This window comes from Alteromonas sp. (assembly GCF_984505615.1).
This window is the reverse complement of the sequence record NZ_CFHOXV010000057.1, coordinates 1-18,643: the sequence shown is the minus strand read 5'-3', so window position 1 is coordinate 18,643 and position 18,643 is coordinate 1. Positions and strand designations below refer to the sequence as shown.

The 18,643-nt window shown below is 48.3% G+C and carries 22 protein-coding genes; 6 read left to right on the top strand and 16 right to left on the bottom strand.

Annotation, left to right across the window (positions count from 1 at the left end):
• The 4 genes from AC4PME_RS19305 to msrQ all read left to right on the top strand — a co-directional run.
• Positions 1 to 291 (top strand): YfbR-like 5'-deoxynucleotidase (locus AC4PME_RS19305; protein ID WP_491529710.1); only part of this gene is annotated, 291 nt, incomplete at its 5' end.
• Positions 292 to 376: 85 nt separating this feature from the next.
• Positions 377 to 1,711: an anti-phage deoxyguanosine triphosphatase gene (locus AC4PME_RS19300; RefSeq protein ID WP_491045410.1), complete on the top strand. Its 1,335-nt coding sequence runs from the start codon at positions 377 to 379 to the stop codon at positions 1,709 to 1,711.
• Between the two features lie 107 nt (positions 1,712 to 1,818).
• Positions 1,819 to 2,826 (top strand): protein-methionine-sulfoxide reductase catalytic subunit MsrP, encoded by a 1,008-nt coding sequence (msrP, locus tag AC4PME_RS19295; RefSeq protein WP_491045409.1) that lies wholly within the window; start codon positions 1,819 to 1,821, stop codon positions 2,824 to 2,826.
• A 6-nt stretch (positions 2,827 to 2,832) separates the two neighbouring features.
• Entirely contained in the window at positions 2,833 to 3,438 is a 606-nt protein-coding gene (gene msrQ / locus AC4PME_RS19290) for a protein-methionine-sulfoxide reductase heme-binding subunit MsrQ (protein WP_491529709.1), read from the top strand.
• Between the two features lie 101 nt (positions 3,439 to 3,539).
• On the opposite strand, the gene AC4PME_RS19285 is transcribed toward msrQ, so the two are convergent.
• Genes AC4PME_RS19285 through AC4PME_RS19275 form a run of 3 tightly spaced genes read right to left on the bottom strand, consistent with a single transcriptional unit; the run spans position 3,540 to position 6,075 of the window.
• A complete protein-coding gene (locus AC4PME_RS19285; protein WP_119501507.1) occupies positions 3,540 to 4,064 on the bottom strand; it encodes a RidA family protein in 525 nt (174 codons plus the stop codon).
• 15 nt (positions 4,065 to 4,079) lie between these two features.
• The gene (locus AC4PME_RS19280; RefSeq protein WP_119501508.1) at positions 4,080 to 4,475 is read right to left on the bottom strand and encodes a c-type cytochrome; all 396 of its coding nucleotides are present in this window, start codon (positions 4,473 to 4,475) and stop codon (positions 4,080 to 4,082) included.
• 16 nt (positions 4,476 to 4,491) lie between these two features.
• On the bottom strand, positions 4,492 to 6,075 hold the full coding sequence (locus tag AC4PME_RS19275) for a flavin monoamine oxidase family protein (RefSeq protein ID WP_491045407.1): 1,584 nt from the start codon (positions 6,073 to 6,075) through the stop codon (positions 4,492 to 4,494).
• A gap of 365 nt (positions 6,076 to 6,440) precedes the next feature.
• Between AC4PME_RS19275 and AC4PME_RS19270 the strand changes: the two genes are divergently transcribed.
• Both AC4PME_RS19270 and AC4PME_RS19265 read left to right on the top strand, forming a co-directional pair.
• Positions 6,441 to 6,800 (top strand): deoxyguanosinetriphosphate triphosphohydrolase, encoded by a 360-nt coding sequence (locus AC4PME_RS19270; protein WP_491045406.1) that lies wholly within the window; start codon positions 6,441 to 6,443, stop codon positions 6,798 to 6,800.
• A gap of 50 nt (positions 6,801 to 6,850) precedes the next feature.
• The gene (locus tag AC4PME_RS19265) at positions 6,851 to 7,315 is read left to right on the top strand and encodes a YchJ family protein (protein WP_491045405.1); all 465 of its coding nucleotides are present in this window, start codon (positions 6,851 to 6,853) and stop codon (positions 7,313 to 7,315) included.
• A gap of 54 nt (positions 7,316 to 7,369) precedes the next feature.
• On the opposite strand, the gene AC4PME_RS19260 is transcribed toward AC4PME_RS19265, so the two are convergent.
• The 13 genes from AC4PME_RS19260 to plsX form a co-directional block, all read right to left on the bottom strand.
• On the bottom strand, positions 7,370 to 8,170 hold the full coding sequence (locus AC4PME_RS19260) for a DODA-type extradiol aromatic ring-opening family dioxygenase (RefSeq protein WP_491045404.1): 801 nt from the start codon (positions 8,168 to 8,170) through the stop codon (positions 7,370 to 7,372).
• A 123-nt stretch (positions 8,171 to 8,293) separates the two neighbouring features.
• Positions 8,294 to 8,866: a pyridoxamine 5'-phosphate oxidase family protein gene (locus AC4PME_RS19255; protein ID WP_491045403.1), complete on the bottom strand. Its 573-nt coding sequence runs from the start codon at positions 8,864 to 8,866 to the stop codon at positions 8,294 to 8,296.
• The gene (locus AC4PME_RS19250; RefSeq protein WP_491045402.1) at positions 8,853 to 9,623 is read right to left on the bottom strand and encodes a TatD family hydrolase; all 771 of its coding nucleotides are present in this window, start codon (positions 9,621 to 9,623) and stop codon (positions 8,853 to 8,855) included. Before AC4PME_RS19250 ends, AC4PME_RS19255 begins: the two co-directional genes overlap by 14 nt.
• A gap of 15 nt (positions 9,624 to 9,638) precedes the next feature.
• The gene (gene holB / locus AC4PME_RS19245) at positions 9,639 to 10,529 is read right to left on the bottom strand and encodes a DNA polymerase III subunit delta' (protein ID WP_491045401.1); all 891 of its coding nucleotides are present in this window, start codon (positions 10,527 to 10,529) and stop codon (positions 9,639 to 9,641) included.
• Positions 10,526 to 11,143, bottom strand: coding sequence for a dTMP kinase (gene tmk / locus AC4PME_RS19240; RefSeq protein WP_491045400.1), 618 nt, complete (start codon positions 11,141 to 11,143; stop codon positions 10,526 to 10,528). The genes holB and tmk overlap by 4 nt, the downstream gene beginning before the upstream one ends.
• Before the next feature lies 1 nt (position 11,144).
• Complete coding sequence (gene mltG / locus AC4PME_RS19235) at positions 11,145 to 12,164, bottom strand: endolytic transglycosylase MltG (protein ID WP_491045399.1); 1,020 nt, start codon at positions 12,162 to 12,164, stop codon at positions 11,145 to 11,147.
• Positions 12,148 to 12,954, bottom strand: a complete 807-nt coding sequence (gene pabC, locus AC4PME_RS19230; RefSeq protein ID WP_491045398.1) for an aminodeoxychorismate lyase — start codon at positions 12,952 to 12,954, stop codon at positions 12,148 to 12,150. The genes mltG and pabC overlap by 17 nt, the downstream gene beginning before the upstream one ends.
• Before the next feature lie 172 nt (positions 12,955 to 13,126).
• The gene (fabF, locus tag AC4PME_RS19225) at positions 13,127 to 14,371 is read right to left on the bottom strand and encodes a beta-ketoacyl-ACP synthase II (RefSeq protein WP_491045397.1); all 1,245 of its coding nucleotides are present in this window, start codon (positions 14,369 to 14,371) and stop codon (positions 13,127 to 13,129) included.
• Positions 14,372 to 14,450: 79 nt separating this feature from the next.
• Positions 14,451 to 14,690 (bottom strand): acyl carrier protein, encoded by a 240-nt coding sequence (gene acpP, locus AC4PME_RS19220; RefSeq protein WP_012518211.1) that lies wholly within the window; start codon positions 14,688 to 14,690, stop codon positions 14,451 to 14,453.
• A gap of 194 nt (positions 14,691 to 14,884) precedes the next feature.
• On the bottom strand, positions 14,885 to 15,625 hold the full coding sequence (fabG, locus tag AC4PME_RS19215) for a 3-oxoacyl-ACP reductase FabG (protein WP_119501518.1): 741 nt from the start codon (positions 15,623 to 15,625) through the stop codon (positions 14,885 to 14,887).
• A 21-nt stretch (positions 15,626 to 15,646) separates the two neighbouring features.
• Complete coding sequence (gene fabD / locus AC4PME_RS19210) at positions 15,647 to 16,570, bottom strand: ACP S-malonyltransferase (protein WP_119501519.1); 924 nt, start codon at positions 16,568 to 16,570, stop codon at positions 15,647 to 15,649.
• Between the two features lie 47 nt (positions 16,571 to 16,617).
• A complete protein-coding gene (locus AC4PME_RS19205; RefSeq protein ID WP_119501520.1) occupies positions 16,618 to 17,583 on the bottom strand; it encodes a beta-ketoacyl-ACP synthase III in 966 nt (321 codons plus the stop codon).
• Positions 17,580 to 18,605: a phosphate acyltransferase PlsX gene (gene plsX, locus AC4PME_RS19200; protein WP_119501521.1), complete on the bottom strand. Its 1,026-nt coding sequence runs from the start codon at positions 18,603 to 18,605 to the stop codon at positions 17,580 to 17,582. Before plsX ends, AC4PME_RS19205 begins: the two co-directional genes overlap by 4 nt.
• Positions 18,606 to 18,643: the final 38 nt, after the last annotated feature.

Below are 18,643 nucleotides of genomic sequence, written 5' to 3'. Positions count from 1 at the left end.
GTCGCTTCTTTGCCTCTGGCATTACAAAAGCATTTCTCAGATCTGGTGGTACAGGCCAGTGTGGATCCTGAATATAAAACGCTGGTAAAAGCCGCCGATCTTATCTCAGCCTGGTTGAAAGCCTGCGATGAAATTGCCTTCGGTAACCGCGAATTTATTCCCGTCCGCGACCGACTCGACGGCATGCTTGCCCATTTTAAAGAAAAGCTACCGGAAGTCCGTTATCTGTTCGACACCTTCACAGACAATTGTCTGGTAAGCGTTGATGAACTGTCACAACAGGATATCTGACTCCCTCAGCCCTTTGTAATTCAAGGGTTTGATGCTATGTTGAACACTGAATCAACACGCATAAATGTGAGAGAGTAACTGCAGTATGCCGGATTTTTCATCAAAGTGGTGTGAAAGACGTTTGCCACGCAGTCAGTCCCGGGACGGTGATCACAGAAACCCGTGGCAACGTGACAAAGCCAGAGTGCTGCATTCCGCTGCTTTCAGGCGGTTGCAGTCGAAAACACAGGTGCTGGGGGCCGGACTCAGCGACTTTTACCGCACCCGTCTTACCCATTCACTGGAAGCCGCTCAAATCGGTACCGGTATTACCGCTCAGTTACAGGGCAAGTTTCCCGGCGAAACCCGCGAGTTGCATCTCGACAGCAGCCTGATCGAAACCCTCTGTCTGGCTCATGACATTGGTCACCCTCCTTTCGGGCATGGTGGCGAAATTGCGCTGAATTATATGATGCATGATCACGGCGGCTTTGAAGGAAACGGACAGACCTTCCGCATTATATGCCAGCTGGAGCCCTATACTGAAGAGCACGGCATGAACCTTTGCCGCCGCAGTATTCTGGGGCTGGTAAAATATCCCAATTTTATCGACACCCTTACAAACCCTGCCTGTCTCGGTACCCGGCCGGGTTCATTGAGGCAGCTTCAGGCCTCGCACTGGCACCCTCCCAAAGGGCTTTACCGTTGTGATGAAGCATTGTTTGACTGGCTGCTCGACCCTCTGGGCGATGACGAAAAAGACCGGTTCATGGCATATGAGCACAATGAAGACAGACATGGGAAAACCCGTTACAAATCTTTTGATTGTTCCATTATGGAACTGGCGGATGATATCGCATACGGGATCCATGATCTCGAAGATGCCATCGTGATGAAAATGGTCTCGGTCAGCGCCTTTACTGAAGCCGTAACCAAACCTCTTGCAGAAATGGATGTCCCGTGGCTGTCTGCAGAGATCTCATCTCTCACAAAACGTCTGTTCAGTGAGCGTCATCACGAACGGAAAAATGCCATCGGTGCACTGGTAAACAGCTTTATTACCGCGATTGTCATTGAAGAAAATCCTGTATTCAGCCATCCCCTCCTCCGTTACCAGGCCGTTATGCCTGAGCGGCATTTCAACGCCCTGGCTTTATTCAAGGATTTTGTATTTCAGAAGGTCATCAGGAAAACCGAAGTTCAGTTACTGGAGTACAAAGGTCAGCAAACCGTAATGGAACTGTTTGAAGCATTCAGTTCAGAACCGGAACGGCTGTTACCGGATAACACACGCAGCCGCTGGCTGAAGGCGCAGGAACAGGATAACGGTCACAGAGTCATTTCTGATTACATATCAGGCATGACAGATGAATTTGCCGCAAGGCTGTATGCGAGTTTGTTTTTACCTAAACAAACTGCACAATTCGACGGCTTCAGTTGAAATCCGAGAGTCGCAACAACGTACAGCCTGTAAATGAACAATATTTAATTGAAATAAAATCTCTGTGATACCGGTCTTACAGATGTGTTTTTATAAAAAGGGTAGTTATGGCTCACCGCTTCAAACCATCTCAGACATTCAAAGATTGTGACGTTACTGATGAATCTGTTTACCGCGATCGCCGCAATGTGATCAAATCATTAGGCTTTGCCGGGTTGGGTGCGCTCATGTCACAACCTGCATCAGCCTTTGGCTGGTTCAGTGATGATGAAGAGAAAAAAGATACGTTCCGGACACGGCCTCTCGAATTTTCCGTGAATGAAAACTTTAAACCGGATGAGGCGCTCACACCGGAAGCAAAAGTAACGTCCTACAATAATTTTTACGAATTCGGCACAGACAAAAGCGACCCTGTCAATAACGCGCAGCAATTCAGCACCGAACCCTGGACGTTGAAAGTAGACGGTCTGGTCGAAAAACCTCTCACTCTCAATTACGATGATTTATTTACCCGGCTTGCGCTGGAAGAGAGAATTTACCGTTTACGCTGTGTAGAAGCCTGGTCTATGGTTATTCCCTGGACGGGATTTCAGCTAAGTCACTTGCTTGCAGAGGCAAAACCATTATCGTCGGCTAAGTATGTGGCGTTCAAAACACTTTTTGATCCTGAGCAGATGCCAGGCCAGCGAAGCCGCTTCACCGGAGGCGGCATTGACTACCCGTATGTAGAAGGCTTGCGTATTGATGAGGCAACGCACCCGCTAACCATGCTGGCAACCGGTGTCTATGGCAAAAGCCTGCCGCCACAAAACGGGGCGCCGGTCAGACTGGTCGTGCCCTGGAAGTATGGCTTCAAAAGTATCAAATCCATCGTCAGTATTACGTTAACAGACAAAGAGCCGCCAACAACCTGGAAACGTCTGGCCCACCGGGAGTACGGCTTCTATGCGAATGTAAACCCGGCGGTTGATCATCCCAGGTGGAGTCAGGCTTCTGAAAGACGGATCACCAGTGGTGGTCTGTTTAACCAAAATCGCATCCCTACCCGACCGTTTAACGGATACCAGGAAGTTGCATCACTGTATTCAGGTATGGATTTATCTAAGTTTTATTAGGTTTCAATGAAGAAAACGTTGTTTTCACGCCCTGTCAGGCTGACATCATTTCAGATCAACAGTATTAAGTTCGTGATCCATACCCTGGCATCGGGTTACCTGGCGTTGTTATTTTATGCCGGTATCAATGATCAGCTGGGTGCCGATCCGGTAAAAGCGCTGCTCCATTCCAGCGGGATTATGGCGGTGAACCTGTTACTTTTTACCCTCGCGTTGTCACAGATAGCAAGACGTTTGCCCTGCGCCGATATTATTAAACTCAGAAGAATGGCAGGGGTCTATGTGTTTGTATACGCACTGGCGCATTTTCTTACCTGGCTGGCGTTTGAACTGCAGTTTGCCTGGCAGATGGCCGGCGAAGAGATCGTTGAAAGGCCTTATATACTGGTGGGTTTCGCCGCCTTATTGATCCTGCTTGCACTGACGGTCACGTCTCCGTTGTTCATCAGGAAAAAAATGAGACAGCGCTGGCAACCGCTTCACAACACCGTATGGGCGGCATTGTTTCTGGCCATTTTGCATTACACCTGGTCACTTAAAACAGGCTGGCAGGAACCGGTATTTTACTGGCTTGTTGCCGGTATTTTGTTTAGTTTGCGCTATGTCAGGTAGACAGATAATGGCGGGATAACAGAAAGGCTGAGGGCAACATACCCTGTATTAATAAAATACCGGTGAAAGCATAGTATCACCGGCACAGTACTCTTTAAGAATTATTCAGGACGAACCGCAGTAACTTCAATCTCTACCAGATAGTTAGGGTTCGCCAGACCGGCAACCTGTAAAGCAGAACGTGAAGGCAAGTTAGGCTGTTCATCTGTTCCGAAAAACTGAGTATAGCCTCGCATAAAGCCGGCAAAGTCCATTTTCCCGTCCATTTCAGGATCCCCGACCAGAAATGCCTGCATCTTGATGACATCGCCCATAGTGAGTCCCAGACTTTTCAGGTTTTCGTCGATACGTTTCATGACGCTCACGGTTTGCATTTCTGTATCACCGTAGGCCTCCCTGCTCCCTTCCGGTGCGTCAGGGTTGCTTACGCCGGGTACAGACCCGCTTAAAAATACAATGGTACTGGTTGCCGGCACTTCAGAGGCGCGCAGTATGGGGAAATCTGAACCAATTAACCCGTGACGTATAACAGTTTCTTTCGGGGTGGAGGTTGCTTCTGCTTCACTGCAACCTGTATTAGCAAAAACAGCACTCAGTAGTAACGGGGCAACTAATAACTTTTTCATTTACGTTTTTCCTTTTTATCTTCGGGCAATGGTTTTAACGTCTTCTGCACTCACGGTGTCAGTAAAATGGTTACCAAAGTGTGTACGTGTATAATTCACCACTTCGGCGATTTGTTCATCGGATAAATATTGTTTTAATGCGGGCATACCACCCATACCGTTGCTGACCATAAATGTGACATAAGGGGCAGCACTCAGTTTGGGATTATTTGCCAGTGCAGGATAGGCGCCTGCACCTTTGGCGCCCTGTGCATCGGGCATATGACATCCCTGACAGATAGCGTGATACAGCTCATCTCCGGACACTTCTTCAAAATTCTTACCCTGAGAAAAACCGGCATCATCAGTAGCAAATGCACAGCTGCTCAGAAGCAGTAAACCGGTACCGGCAACGTTAATTAATGATTTCATTGTTCTGTCCTCTCTTTCATGCAGCCGTTGTCAGTGCTTTGGCATGTAACCGTTCAATAGCGTCCCGCGCCGAAGCTATGGCCCCTTCCTGCCATGCAGGCAGATTTGAAGCATGCTCACCGGCCAGTACCAGACGACCATCTACCTGACACAGGTTTTCATAGTGTTCTTCCCGCTTTTCTTCAGTCCACACGCCGTAGCATCCTTGTGTCCAGGGCACTCTGTGCCAGCCAACGGCAATGCCGTTGTCGAACTCCTGCTCGTATTGCGGATGGATCTGTTTGCCGTACTGAACGGCTTTTTTGACTCTCTCCTCCGGTGGTAACGAGGTAAATTCGAAAGCGTTTGGTCCCCATACATAGCCGCCCAGCAACACCCCTTTGCCTTTGTCACAAAACTTTGTACTGGGATAGCTGATATTAGTAATGGGCAGATTGGTGTATGAAACGCCGCCATAAATCGCATCGTCCTGCTCCCAGAAGCGGCGCTTAAATTCCAGGCCCACTTTCACTGACGCTGCATAAGGCACCGAGCGGATAGCGGTCTTCATTGCATTGCTTGCTGTGACAGGGATCTGTGAAAGAATCGAGAGAGGAATTGTGCACACACACCAGTCAGCCCGAGCCTCTTTGGCACTGCCCTGCTGGTCGTATTTCACTGTTATACCGGAGTCGTTCTGATCAACAGATGTAACTCTGGCGTTGTATTCGATGAGATCACCAACCCGTTTTTCAAAGGCTTTCGCAATACTGTCCATACCTCCAACAGGCTGAAAAATACTGCTCTGGAATTCGATATCCTGACCATTAACGATGTATTTCCACAGTTCAGACTGGAGTAAGGCACTTTGGTCAAACAATTCGGAGGGTTCAGGTTTGGGTGACAGTCCGCCGCCCGGCGGTACTTTAAAGCCACGGCGTAAACTGGTCTCATAGGATTTTTTATAAGCAGAAGATTTATCCAGTGCTCCCCAGTGACGAAGAGACTCAAAGAGCTTTTCTCTGTCTTCACCGCTCAGTTCAGCATCAAGTGCATTCTGGTTAATGACTTTACTCAATAATTCAGCAGCATATCCCTGATAATCAGCTTGCACTTCACGATAACGCTGGGGTTTACCGTTGAACGCTTTAGTAGAATGCACGTAAGCGTTGTAGTTAACCTGAATAAAAGGCTCAATAGGTACGTTAAACTCGTTAATGTAAGACATCACATGATGGTGATGATAGGGTACACGCCAGGGACCGGGATTGATGTAATTCCCCTCAGCGAACTGACATTGCTGGGTCGCACCACCCAGTTCTGTATAAGTATCGCCACCTCGGAGTGTCCAGCAACGACCACCGGCTCTGCCATTAAATTCGAGGATTTTCACCTTGTAGCCGGCTTTGCGCAGCTCATAAGCCGCTGTCATACCCGCCACACCGGCACCCAACACCAGTACAGATGCCCCTTTCTTCGTACCGCTTAATTTCAATGTACCGGGCTTTGTAGATTCGGCCGCAAAACCCAGTGAACTCATGGCCTGATACATCGCGCCGGCGCCCGCGGTTTTACCTATCCACCCTAATAATGCACGGCGGCTCATACTATGACTGCTCAACGACTGCCCTCCTTGTACTCAATGAAATATCGACAGATACGCATATATTGCACTGTAAGTACCACATTGACCTTAGCAGGGTTAAACGGTCAAAAAATACGATAATCCGCTGAACCGGCCACAATATGTTATTTCTATGTGAATTTTAGTTCATTTATTGCTCAAACTCAGGACACCTGTTGCCCTATTAAGATGCATTCGATGCACCAATGTTAAAAGTGTTAACGACTTCAGCCCGCGCCACTGCTGACTTCCTGTCCAAGTCTGTTGTGTTGCGCTGCTTTTTTATGCAAAAAAATACTTGCACAAGTCGTCATCCTGAAATACTGTATACCTATACACTGTATAAACAAACAGGGATTACCATGACTCATTCAAACAACGTCGTTCAACTCAGTTTTGCCTTTGATGGCGCGCCCCGTGAAGTTTCACGTCCCCGTGGCTGGTCGTACTTACTTGCAGAATCGGTAGCCTTTAAAAAAGATGTGCCACACAGTATCCGTATGCAGAAACCTTCGGAAGAAGATGTACCCGGATGGATTTCAAGACTCATCATGTCTGGTCAGTGCAAAACCATATATGTTGAGAATCTGGCTCTGGACGATCAGCAACGGGTGGTAATTCAACAATTATGTCGCCGTTATGCCGTTTCAGTTGTGAATCTGCGGGTTACCAACGATGAACTAAACAGCGAAATGAAGAATGTGGTTACCGGGCCTTGGTGATAGCCCTGTACAAAGGTACACTGCCCCGAAAAAGTTAAACGGGCAAAATAATGCAGTGTTATTGCAATAGCGGTAAAGACAGAAATCAGTGTTGCGGGCCATTGCTGGCTGGCCAGCAAGAGGCGACTTCACCGGAACAACTGATGCGTTCGAGATACTCCGCGTATGTCAGCAAAAATTATGAATACGTACTCAAAACCTATTCAGCATCAAAGCGGGCAGATTTGACTGTCAGTGCACTTGAAGAAAGTGCATCCGGCACGACCTGGCTCCATCTGGATGTATTGCAAACAGATACAAACCATGTGGAATTCAAAGCTTGGTATGCGGAGAGGCGGAAAACCGGTGTTCTCCATGAAACATCACTGTTCCTGAAAGAAAACGATTGCTGGCGCTATGACAGTGGAAAACTGCATGACGATACCGGCACAGTCAAAATTAGCAGAAACGATCCCTGTTTCTGTCAGAGCGGTAAAAAATTCAAAGTTTGCTGCCAACGGAAGACCGGTTCCTGACGGAAGTGCAGATCAGGACAAATATCATAGCATCCTGAACAACCGCCCGGTCAGTCACCATAAAAAGGTTGTCGCCAGTTTTCCTGCAATATGCGTTTGAAAGGCCTGCTTTGCCGGTTTGCCTGCCAGTCCGTAACATATGTGTAAGGGCAATAAGTGTTCTTCACGGGGGTGGCAAAATCTGGCATTCGGCGCCGTTGTTTCCCAATTGATGAGTTGATGTGAGCGCTCTCCTTCACTGATATCGCCACCAGTCATCAGTGTTTTCAGCCAGAGCTGAAAAGCATCATTCATTTCATCTGCACCGGCAACCGGTTTGAAGAACGCTTTCATATTGTGGAAGGAAAACCCTGAACCTATCACCAGCGTTTTAGATAAATCACATTTTGCCAGTGCCTCCCCCATACGTACATGCATAGCAGCGTCCAGATGCTTGCTTAATGATAACTGTACGACAGGAATATCAGCCTGTGGAAACATGATTTTCAGCGGCACGAACATACCGTGATCAAACCCTCTTTCCGGTGACACTGATAATTTTATGCCGGCCGCTCTGACAGACTCTTGTAATGTCCCGGCAAATTGAGGATCCCCCGGGGCAGCATAGGTAATACTGTAAGCTTCTTCCGGAAAGCCATAATAATCATAAATTAAACCGGGTGACGGATGCCCTGTTACGCTAAAGGTACTTTCCTCCCAGTGTGCACTGATCAGAAGAATGCGTTCCGGAACCGGCAATAAGGCGGCGATCCCGCTTAGTTGATCCACCATACTCTGGTGAGAAGGCTCACCAAGAAGCGGAAATGGTCCGCCACCGTGAGAAAGATAAATAATATTCTGAGCAATATTTTGCATAAATACTCCGGGAAACAGAAACTGCTATCGTGTTGACAGTTATTTTCTTATTGATCCCACGTACTGTCTGTATGCTTAAATGAAACGGTGAAGACGATTTAATGAAATGGTGATTACCGGTTTTCAGGGGATAACAGCCCGGATTTGCCAGTCGCTTTCACATCGTGTCTGGAATTCCCGATATTGAGGGTTACCTTTGAGGTTCAGGTAATCAACTGAGTCTGCCCTGAAAGCCAGCTTGCAGAAATGCGGCGGGGGTGTATTCATATCGCCTTCCGCCTTGAGAGGCTTTGCCGGTTGTCTGACAGTACCGGGTACACCCCACAGAAATTGCTTTTTGCCCTGTACAGACATTTCAGACCATGCGCGGTGAATATCTTCCGGTGCGTTATCCGCAGTGATAATAGTGGTAGTGCACTTTAAACGGTATTGCTCTCTGCTGCCGGTAAAGTACCAGCAAATAGCAGCATTGGCATTTGCCTTAAGTGCATCAGCCTTTGCGGTTCTCAGATCAGACACCGCGTAAATAATCCCTTTATCAGTATCGAGCTGCCGGAAAACCAGTGTGCGGTTTTCAGGAAAGCCGTCCTTATTGCAGGTGGCAACCTGCATAAAGCGGCTTTCAGGTGAATCTTTACCGGCCTGTAAGCTTTTCAGAAGCCGCTCAGTCCAGATAAGGGGTTTATTGTCTGACATGACTGAATAAGGTGTAAAAGTTTTCAGTGGTTTGCCTGGCCAGTTCTTCCACGGTTACCCCTTTTACTGATGCAATAAATTCAGCCACTTCGACCACAAAGCCAGGCTGATTTTGTTTTCCCCTGTGAGGAACCGGTGCCAGCCAAGGAGAATCCGTTTCTATCAACAAGCGCTCCATGGGTAACGCTTTTACCACTTCACGGAGTTCATCCGCTGAGTTAAACGTCACAATGCCAGAAATGGAAACATAAAAGCCCATATCGATAGCAGCCAGGGCCATATCGAGACTTTCGGTAAAACAATGTAATACCCCTTTTGTCTCTGGATTTTTATGTTCCTTAAGCAAAGACAGTGTGTCTTCGCGGGCATCCCGGGTATGAATGATCAGCGGTTTTTGAAGGGCATTCGCAACCTTGATATGATCCACAAATGAAGCGAGCTGCACTTCTTTGGTGTCAGCACTGTAAAAATAATCCAGACCCGTTTCACCAATTGCAACAACTTCAGGATTAGACGCTTTCGCCAGTAAGGTGTCGTAATCACAGGCATCTTCCTGATGTAAGGGATGTACCCCGCAAGACACAGACACATCAGGAAAGTCTTTTACCGCTTCATACATGTCATCGTAGTCTTTAACAGACACTGAGACGCACAGGAAATGCTCAACTCCCCGCTGACGGGCAAACTTCAGGGTTTCTTCCAGTCCGGCCTTGTCCATTTTTAAACGGTCCAGATGGCAATGGGAATCTACGAACAAAATTCAGTACCTTATTTATAACGGGTTAACAGAAAAAACGGCCAGTACGCCGGTGAGGATCACCGCTTTATTTACGCCGGGATGCTGCAGTTGTGCAGACGCCTGCTGACATTTCAACGATGCCAGATAATCGTCGGAATGCAATGTGCGGATATATTTTTCATGGGCATCGCTTTGTAACCATTTTACTACCTGAACAGCATGCTCCTGCCATTTCACAGCCAGACTGCGGGGAGATTCTTTATTCCCCATCAAATCCGCAATTCCCTGCTGATAGCCGGTGAACGACAACCCTTCAGCACCTTCCTGCAAACTGTCCAGTACAGTATAAGGTGCATAGCCGTAGGCTTTTATGGTTGCCGGGGTAACGTCAGTTATGCCCTGCGCGGCAAGCCAGTCGATAACGGTCTGCTCTGCCGGTAAAGGAATATCATGTTTTTCGCACCGGCTCAGGATAGTGGGTAACAGCGCCGTTTTGCGACTGGTAAGTAATAATAAATAAGTATTTACCGTCGGTTCTTCCAACGTTTTGAGTAACGCATTAGAGGCCGCTTCTGTCATGGTATCCGCGTCAGGGATCACCAGTACCTTATTGTTACCCAGCTGAGCAGTCCCTGCTAACTTTTGTATGCCACCACGTACAGCATCGACGCCGAGTTGCTTTTCACTGACAAGCTGGTGATAGTCAGGATGGTTACCGGCTTCAAAAAGCAGACAACTCTGGCATTGACCACAACTGCCTTCATCTGATACCTGTTTGCACAGTATGGTTTTTGCCAGTGCTGTCGCCAGTACACGTTTGCCGGTACCAGCAATACCTGACAGCAATAATGCGTGATGCAGACTACGCAACCGGAGTCTGTCTGTAAACTTCAGCAACAGAGGTCGCAGCCATCCGGGCATCATGGCAGGTTAGCCTCCAGTGTACTTAAGACATCCTGATGTACGTTTTCCATAGGCTGCATGGCATCAATGAGAAATGCCGTCGGCGATTCATTTGTCAGTGACAGATATTTTTCACGGGTGCGCTCAAAAAAAGCCAGCCCGGAACGTTCGATCCGATCTAACTCTCCCCGTCCCCTCGCCCGTTGCAATCCGGTTTCCGGTTCAACATCAAGATACAAGGTGAGATCGGGACCAAAGCCCTGCAGACACAATTCACGCAGTGCCATCAACTTATCTTCAGGGATTTGTCTGCCGCCGCCCTGGTAGGCAAGTGAGCTCATATCGTGACGGTCACCCAACACCCACTCTCCTCTTTCGAGGGCCGGATGGATAACGTTAACCAGCAACTGACGGCGGGCAGCATACATCAGCATTAATTCCGTTTCTTCGGCGACTGTCTCCTGCCAGTCATCTTTAACACATTCACGTATAGCCTCAGCCATGGGCGTACCACCCGGCTCACGGGTACAAACACAGGTATGCCCGCGGCTTTCAATGAACTGTTTCACTACCTCAATAACAGAGCTTTTACCTGCTCCTTCAAGGCCCTCTATAACAATGAATTTTCCTGACATATTATTCTTTTTTGATATTCCGCTGATACTGGTTAACGGCCTCATTGTGGGCTTCCAGCGTAGATGAAAAAACATGTGTCCCGTCACCGCGGGAAACAAAATAAAGCGCATCCGTCAGCGACGGATTAAGAGCCGCATCGATGGCCGCTTTACCCGGCATAGCAATAGGTGTGGGCGGTAAACCGTTAATAGTATACGTATTGTACGGTGTTTTACCCCGCAGGTGCTGACGGGTCAGATTACCGTCAAACTCATCGCCAAGACCATAAATAACGGTGGGATCGGTTTGCAGGCGCATGCCACTGTCCAGCCTGTTAACAAATACACCGGCAATGAGGGGCCGCTCGCTGGCGACGGCGGTTTCTTTCTCAATAATTGACGCCATGATCAGCACATCATAAGGCGTTTTATAGGGCAATGCCCCGGGGCGGCTATCCCATTGTTGCTGAATATACCGGCTCAAAGCTTCACCTGCACGTCTGAGGATATCAGAGACAGAGGTACCGGCAGTATAGTGATAGGTGTCTGCCAGGAATAACCCCTCAGGCCAGGCCTGTGAATCATAACCTTCAACGGCGGCTGCCAGCCCGGACAATGCATCATCTCCGGTAACGTCCTGAACCAGATTCATATCGGCTCTGAGCAGCATCATCCACTGGCTGAGCGTCAACCCTTCCACAAGACTTATCTGAAACTGATATTCATCACCACTGGCAAACAGATACAGAGCGTCCACTGCAGACATCCCCGGTGTTAACTGATAGGTACCTGCTCTGACAGCACTGGCCTGCTGATCCAGTTTCAACCACACTTTTGCAGTAAGAAGAGGGAAAGACGCCAGGTCGTTATCCAATAAGTCGCGGACAACAGATGTCGCAGAACTACCCTGTGGTACGGTGTACAAAACGTCATCTTCTAACGAAAGTGGTGCTGTGAGTTGTTTAACAGACCAGAAATAAGCGATGGCCAGGAAAGCAAAGCCGGCAAAAAGTACTGCAAGGATACTAATCAGGCGTTTCATGTTCCCTCTCATAAGCCTCATTCATTTGCTGCTGCAACGTCCAAACCGGCCCGCAATCGAAGCGAACCTCTGCATCATCAAACTGAATACGGTTCAGCGGTACAATGTGCATCAACGCATTACATAAAAAAACCGCGCTGGCTTCTTTAAGATCTGAAATCGTAAATTTTCCTGTTATCACAGGCTTGCCGGCCTGCTCAAGGGTAGAAAGAATAAACGCCCGGTAAACACCGGCCACGCCGGCGTTATCCAGTGATGGCGTATACCACTGACCGTCTGCATACCAAAACACATTGCTGGCACTCGCCTCTGTCACGTAGCCCTGCATATCACACACGATGGCATCATCGAGGGTAATCTGTTCTTTCACCAGCACCTGTTCGAGCCGGTTAATATGCTTGATACCTGCCAGCAAGGGTTGCAATCCCAGCGTCACCGGGCTGATATCAGCAGCAATTCCCTGCTTCTGCCAGCAAGCATACTGAGCCGGCACAGAGAAGTCAGATAACCGCCAGACAGCAGATTGCCCTGCCGGACGCTGATAGCCACGACCGCCACAGCCTGAAGAAATGTGCACTTTCAACACGCCATCAGCCAGTTTTTCCGCTGCCGCATGCACTTGTTCAGTCAGCGAGGCCAAATCTAAAGTTAATCCCAACCGGGCACAGTCATTTTGTAACCGCTGTTTATGAAGAGACCACAGAGCAACACGGCCACAAGCCACATGCATTGTGGTAAACATGCCATCACCGTATTGAAATGCGCGGTCCTGATGTATGTCTTCAGACATAAAGCGTGTGATTCATTGATAAAATTCAGTGCGGAAGTATACCAGCAGATGCAGGGATTTACAGTGTGCAGACGCGCCTTACAAAAACCGCAAGTGAGTTACGCATAACCTATCACTACACTTCAGATACAAAAAAAGGCAGCGTGATGCTGCCTTTTCACAATCAATTACATTAACCGTCAATACGTTTGAAGATTAATGAACCGTTAGTACCACCGAAGCCGAATGAATTACATAAGGCGTAAGGCGTATCGAATGATTTCGCTTTGTGTGCAACAAAATCAAGATCACAGCCTTCACCCGGATTGTCCAGGTTGATTGTAGGCGGCGCCATTTTGTCACGCAGTGCAAGCACGGTAAAAATAGCTTCTACCGAACCGGCAGCACCCAACAGGTGACCGGTCATTGACTTAGTCGAGCTGACCAGTAAATGATGAGCATGTTCACCAAATACCCGCTTTACTGCTGCAACTTCTGCAATGTCACCAGCTGGCGTGGACGTACCATGTGCATTGATATAACCAATATCTTCACGGTTAACGCCGCCATCCAGTAAGGCGTTTTCCATAGAACGGGCTGCGCCTTCGCCATCTGCAGGAGGTGAAGTCATGTGATATGCATCACCGCTCATTCCGAAGCCTGTCAGTTCAGCATAGATTTTGGCACCACGGGCAACTGCAGATTCATAAGATTCCAGCATCATCACACCGGCACCTTCACCCATTACAAAGCCATCACGGTCTTTATCCCATGGACGGCTGGCCTGCTGCGGCGCATCGTTATTTGAGGACAGCGCTCTGGCTGCTGCAAAACCTGCGATACCCAGCGGGGTAATAGAAGCTTCAGCACCACCTGCAAGCATGGCGTCAGCATCGCCGTAAGCGATGGTACGCGCTGCCACACCAATGTTGTGCACACCGGTTGTACAGGCTGTCACGATATTCAGGTTCGGCCCTTTCAGCCCTTCCATAATAGACAGGAAGCCGGAAATCATGTTGGTGATAGTAGAAGGCACAAAAAACGGTGAAACGCGCTTAGGACCGCTGTTCATCAGTTTAACGTGGTTCTGCTCGATTTGTTCAAGACCGCCGATACCTGAACCGATAGCCACACCTACACGGTGAGCATTCTCATCAGTAATCGCCAGACCGGAATCAGCAAGAACCTGCTTACCCGCGGCAATGCCGAGCTGGATAAACCGGTCCATCTTTTTTGCTTCTTTCTTTTCGATGTAATCTTGCGGGTCGAAATCATCGACTTGACCGGCAAAACGAGTGGAATAGTTACTGCAATCGAATAAGGTGATGTCACCGATACCACTTTCACCTTTTAACAGGCGGCTCCACGTGTCTTCAACATTAGAAGCCAGTGGTGAAAGCATACCCATACCAGTAACTACTACGCGACGTTTTGTCACAAAAAGCCCTCGTATTGGAACTAACGTTAGATACGAAAACGGCTCTTAACAGAGCCGTTTTCGCAAAACTCAGGAACGCTTACGCGTCTTTATTTGCGTTGATGTAGTCGATAGCAGACTGAACGGTAGTGATCTTCTCTGCTTCTTCATCAGGAATTTCAGTATCGAACTCTTCTTCTAAAGCCATAACCAGCTCAACAGTGTCGAGTGAATCTGCGCCCAAATCATCAACGAAGGAAGCTTCAGCTTTTACTTCTTCTTCTTTAACGCCCAGCTGTTCTACGATGATCTTTTTTACGCGCTCTTCGATGTTACTCATAATTCTAGGTTTCCCTTAACGTCACTAGATAAAAAAGTGCCGCTAGTTTATTTTGCAAGGGCTATCCTTGCAAGTACCAAGTGATGTAAATATCCTGGTCAAACCAGCAACCAACCAATTAATTCTACAATTTTTTAACACCAACACCCAAGCAAAACAAGGCTCAGGCACGAAATTGCTGCCAGATGGCAACATTAATTCATATACATTCCACCATTCACATGGATGGTTTCACCAGTGATGTACGCAGCGCCATCACTGACTAAGAAAGCAACAGTTGAAGCAATTTCTTCCGGTGCACCCAGTCTGTTTGCCGGGATGTCCTTAAAGATCGCTTCTCGCTGGTCGTCTGTCAATGCTTTCGTCATGTCTGTATCGATAAAGCCCGGAGCGACCACATTGATGGTGATACCGCGGGATGCCACTTCACGTGCCATAGATTTGGAAAATCCAATCACACCGGCTTTTGCAGCAGCATAGTTTGCCTGTCCGGCATTACCGGCACTGCCCACTACTGAACCAACATTGACGATACGACCATAACGCTTCTTCATCATACCGCGTAACACGGCTTTAGACAGCGTAAAGATAGATGACAGATTGGTATCGATAATGTCCTGCCACTCGTCATCTTTCATTCGCATTAACAGATTATCACGGGTGATACCGGCATTATTGATCAGAATATCAATAGCACCAAATTCATCAGTAATGTTCTTCAGCACGGTTTCCACCGATGCTTTGTCTGTCACATTTAATGCCAGGCCTTTACCGCCTGATGCAGCTAAATATTCAGAAATAGCAGCAGCGCCATTTTCGCTGGTTGCAGTACCCACAACGGTTGCGCCCTGCGCAGACAGTGCTTCAGCAATGGCTTTACCGATACCGCGACTTGCGCCTGTTACTAAGGCGACTTTACCTGATAACTGACTCATAATTTTCCTGATTCTGAGTAATTAAAGATCAGCCAGTGTGTCCGGCGTATTTACCGCAACACTGGTTAATGCTTTATCAATTCGTTTAGTCAGACCGGTTAATACTTTACCCGGCCCCACTTCAATAATTTTCTCTACGCCCTGCGCGGCAAGGAACTCGACGGTACGGGTCCACTGCACCGGACAGTATAACTGACGCACGAGCGCATCTTTAATGGCTTCAGCCGAAGACTCTACGCTCACATCAACGTTGTTCACCACGTTAATCGCAGGTGCAGTAATGTTGATTGCAGCCAGTGCATCATCTAACTGGTCAGCAGCAGGACGCATCAGTTCGCAGTGAGACGGCACACTGACAGCCAGTGGTAACGCACGTTTTGCACCGGCGTCTTTACATGCCGTTGCAGCTTGTTCTGCGGCAGCCTTTTCACCGGCAATGACCACCTGGCCCGGCGAATTGAAGTTAACCGGAGACACAACTTCACCGGTTGCAATAGCTGTTTGCTGACAACACTCAGCAATGGTTTCATCGTCCAGCCCGATAATGGCATACATTGCCCCTGCTCCGGCCGGTACAGCCTGTTGCATGAACTGACCACGGGCTTCTACCAGCTTCACAGCGTCTTTAAATTCAATGGCACCGGCACAAACCAGCGCTGAATATTCACCCAGACTGTGACCGGCCAGGTAATCTACCTGAATCTGCTTTTCCTGAAGAATACGCCAGATGGCAACGCTGGCTGTCAGCAGCGCAGGCTGCGTGATGTGAGTCTCGTTTAACTTGCCGTCTGTATCATTCTGCACCAGATCCCACAAGTCATATCCCAACGCGTCTGACGCTTCTTTAAATGTATCAATTACAACAGGGTGGCTTTCAGCCAGCTCTTTAAGCATGCCGACAGACTGGGAACCTTGTCCCGGAAATACACAAGCTGTACGAGTCATTATTGTTCCTTATTGTTATCTTTATCGTGCCGGTCTGCAGACCGGACTTAATATCTTACCAGAGCTGAAGCCCAGGCGAAGCCTCCGCCGAATGCTTCAAGAAGAAGATTCTGACCACGCTTAATACGGCCATCTCTGATAGCAGTATCCAGTGCAGTAGGCACGGTTGCAGCAGACGTGTTACCGTATTTCTCCAGGGTCAGCACAACCTGATCTAACGACATGTCCAGCTTTCTGGCAGTCGCTTTAATGATGCGGAAGTTTGCCTGGTGTGGTACCAGCCAGTCAAGATCAGATTTTGCCATATTATTGGCAGCAAGAGTTTGTTCTACAGTCTCAGACAATTTAGTGACGGCAACTTTGAAAGTCTCATTGCCTTTCATAGCACACCAGTTTTCTTCAACGGAAGATGCTACACCCCGTTGAGGATTACCGGCATAGAGTAATTCACCGTAAGAACCGTCTGCGTGAATATGGGTAGACAAAATACCCGGTTCCTCACTGGCTTCAATGACCGTTGCACCTGCACCGTCGCCAAACAGAATGATTGTACCGCGGTCGGTAGGATCCATCATGCGGGTCAGACAGTCTGTACCAATAACCAGCACCCGTTTAGCCATACCAGACTTGATGTACTGATCGGCAATACTCAGGGCATAACAATAACCGGCACAGGCAGCGGCAACATCAAACGCAGGAATGCCGTTAATGTCGAGCATCGCCTGAATTTCACACGCTGTGCTGGGGAATGCATGGGCACCACTGGTGGTTGCACACACAATCATGTCGATGGACTTCGGGTCGATACCGGCAGCTTCTATAGCATGCTTACTGGCTTCAAATCCCATGGTGGCGGCTGTTTCGTCAGCACCGATAATTCGTCTTTCTTTAATCCCGGTACGTTCAGTGATCCATTCGTCACTGGTATCGACCATTTTTTCCAGGTCGGCATTAGTACGCACTTCACTGGGATAATAACTTCCGGTCCCGATAATTCGTGAATAATTGCTCAAAGCTGCTCCAACAAAACCGTTTCTATTTTACTTTTTATTTTCTCAGGAATGCCCATTTTGGCTTCTTGCATTGCCTGATAAATCGCATAGTAAAAAGCGTCAGCGGAAGCGTTTCCGTGACTCTTGATGACAATGCCGCGCAATCCTATCAGACTCGCCCCGTTATACTGGTCGGGGTTCACCCTGTTGTAGATGCTTTTCAGCAGCGGCAACGCTATTCTGGCCATCAAACGGCTTAAAAGGTTCATTTGGGATTGTCGTTTTACTTCATTAATAACCAGTTTGGCTAAACCTTCGGTAGATTTAAGGGCAATATTGCCGGTAAATCCGTCGGTCACCACTACATCGGCATAATCAGTAAAAATGTCATCCCCTTCCACATAACCAATATAATTCAGTGCGCTGGCATTTCTGAACAACTGATCGGCAATCTTGACCTGCGCATTACCTTTTATATCTTCTTCGCCTACGTTCAGTAGCGCCACTCTCGGCTTTTCAATACCGGACACTTCCTGGGCAAGTACACTGGCCATCACACCATACTGAAAAAGTATTTCTGACGTACAGTTTACGTTTGCGCCAAGATCCAGCAAAAACACTTTATGATGACTGGCCGTCGGCATTGCTGAAACAAGGGCTGGCCGGTCAATACCGGGCAGAGTTTTCAGAAGATAATAAGCCATTGCCAGCAGCGCGCCGGTATTTCCGGCACTGACACAGGCATCGGCCTCCCCGGATTCCACCAGTTCAATAATGCGGCGCATAGAAGATTGCTTTTTATTGCGCAATGCAAAGGCAGGCGCGTCGCCCATATCAACGACATCGTCGCAATGTTCGATGGTGACTCTTGCACGTTGTTCTGGCAATAAATCAGCGACAGCAGGTTCAATGACGGACTGCTGGCCACATAAGATAAATTTGAAATCTGGATGTTGCCGGATGGCTTTGAGGGTAGCGGAAAGGATAACAGGGGGACCATGATCGCCCCCCATGATATCTAACGCAATGGTTAGCTTAGACAAAAGTTGTCACCTACTGATTAGCGGGCGATTACTTTTTT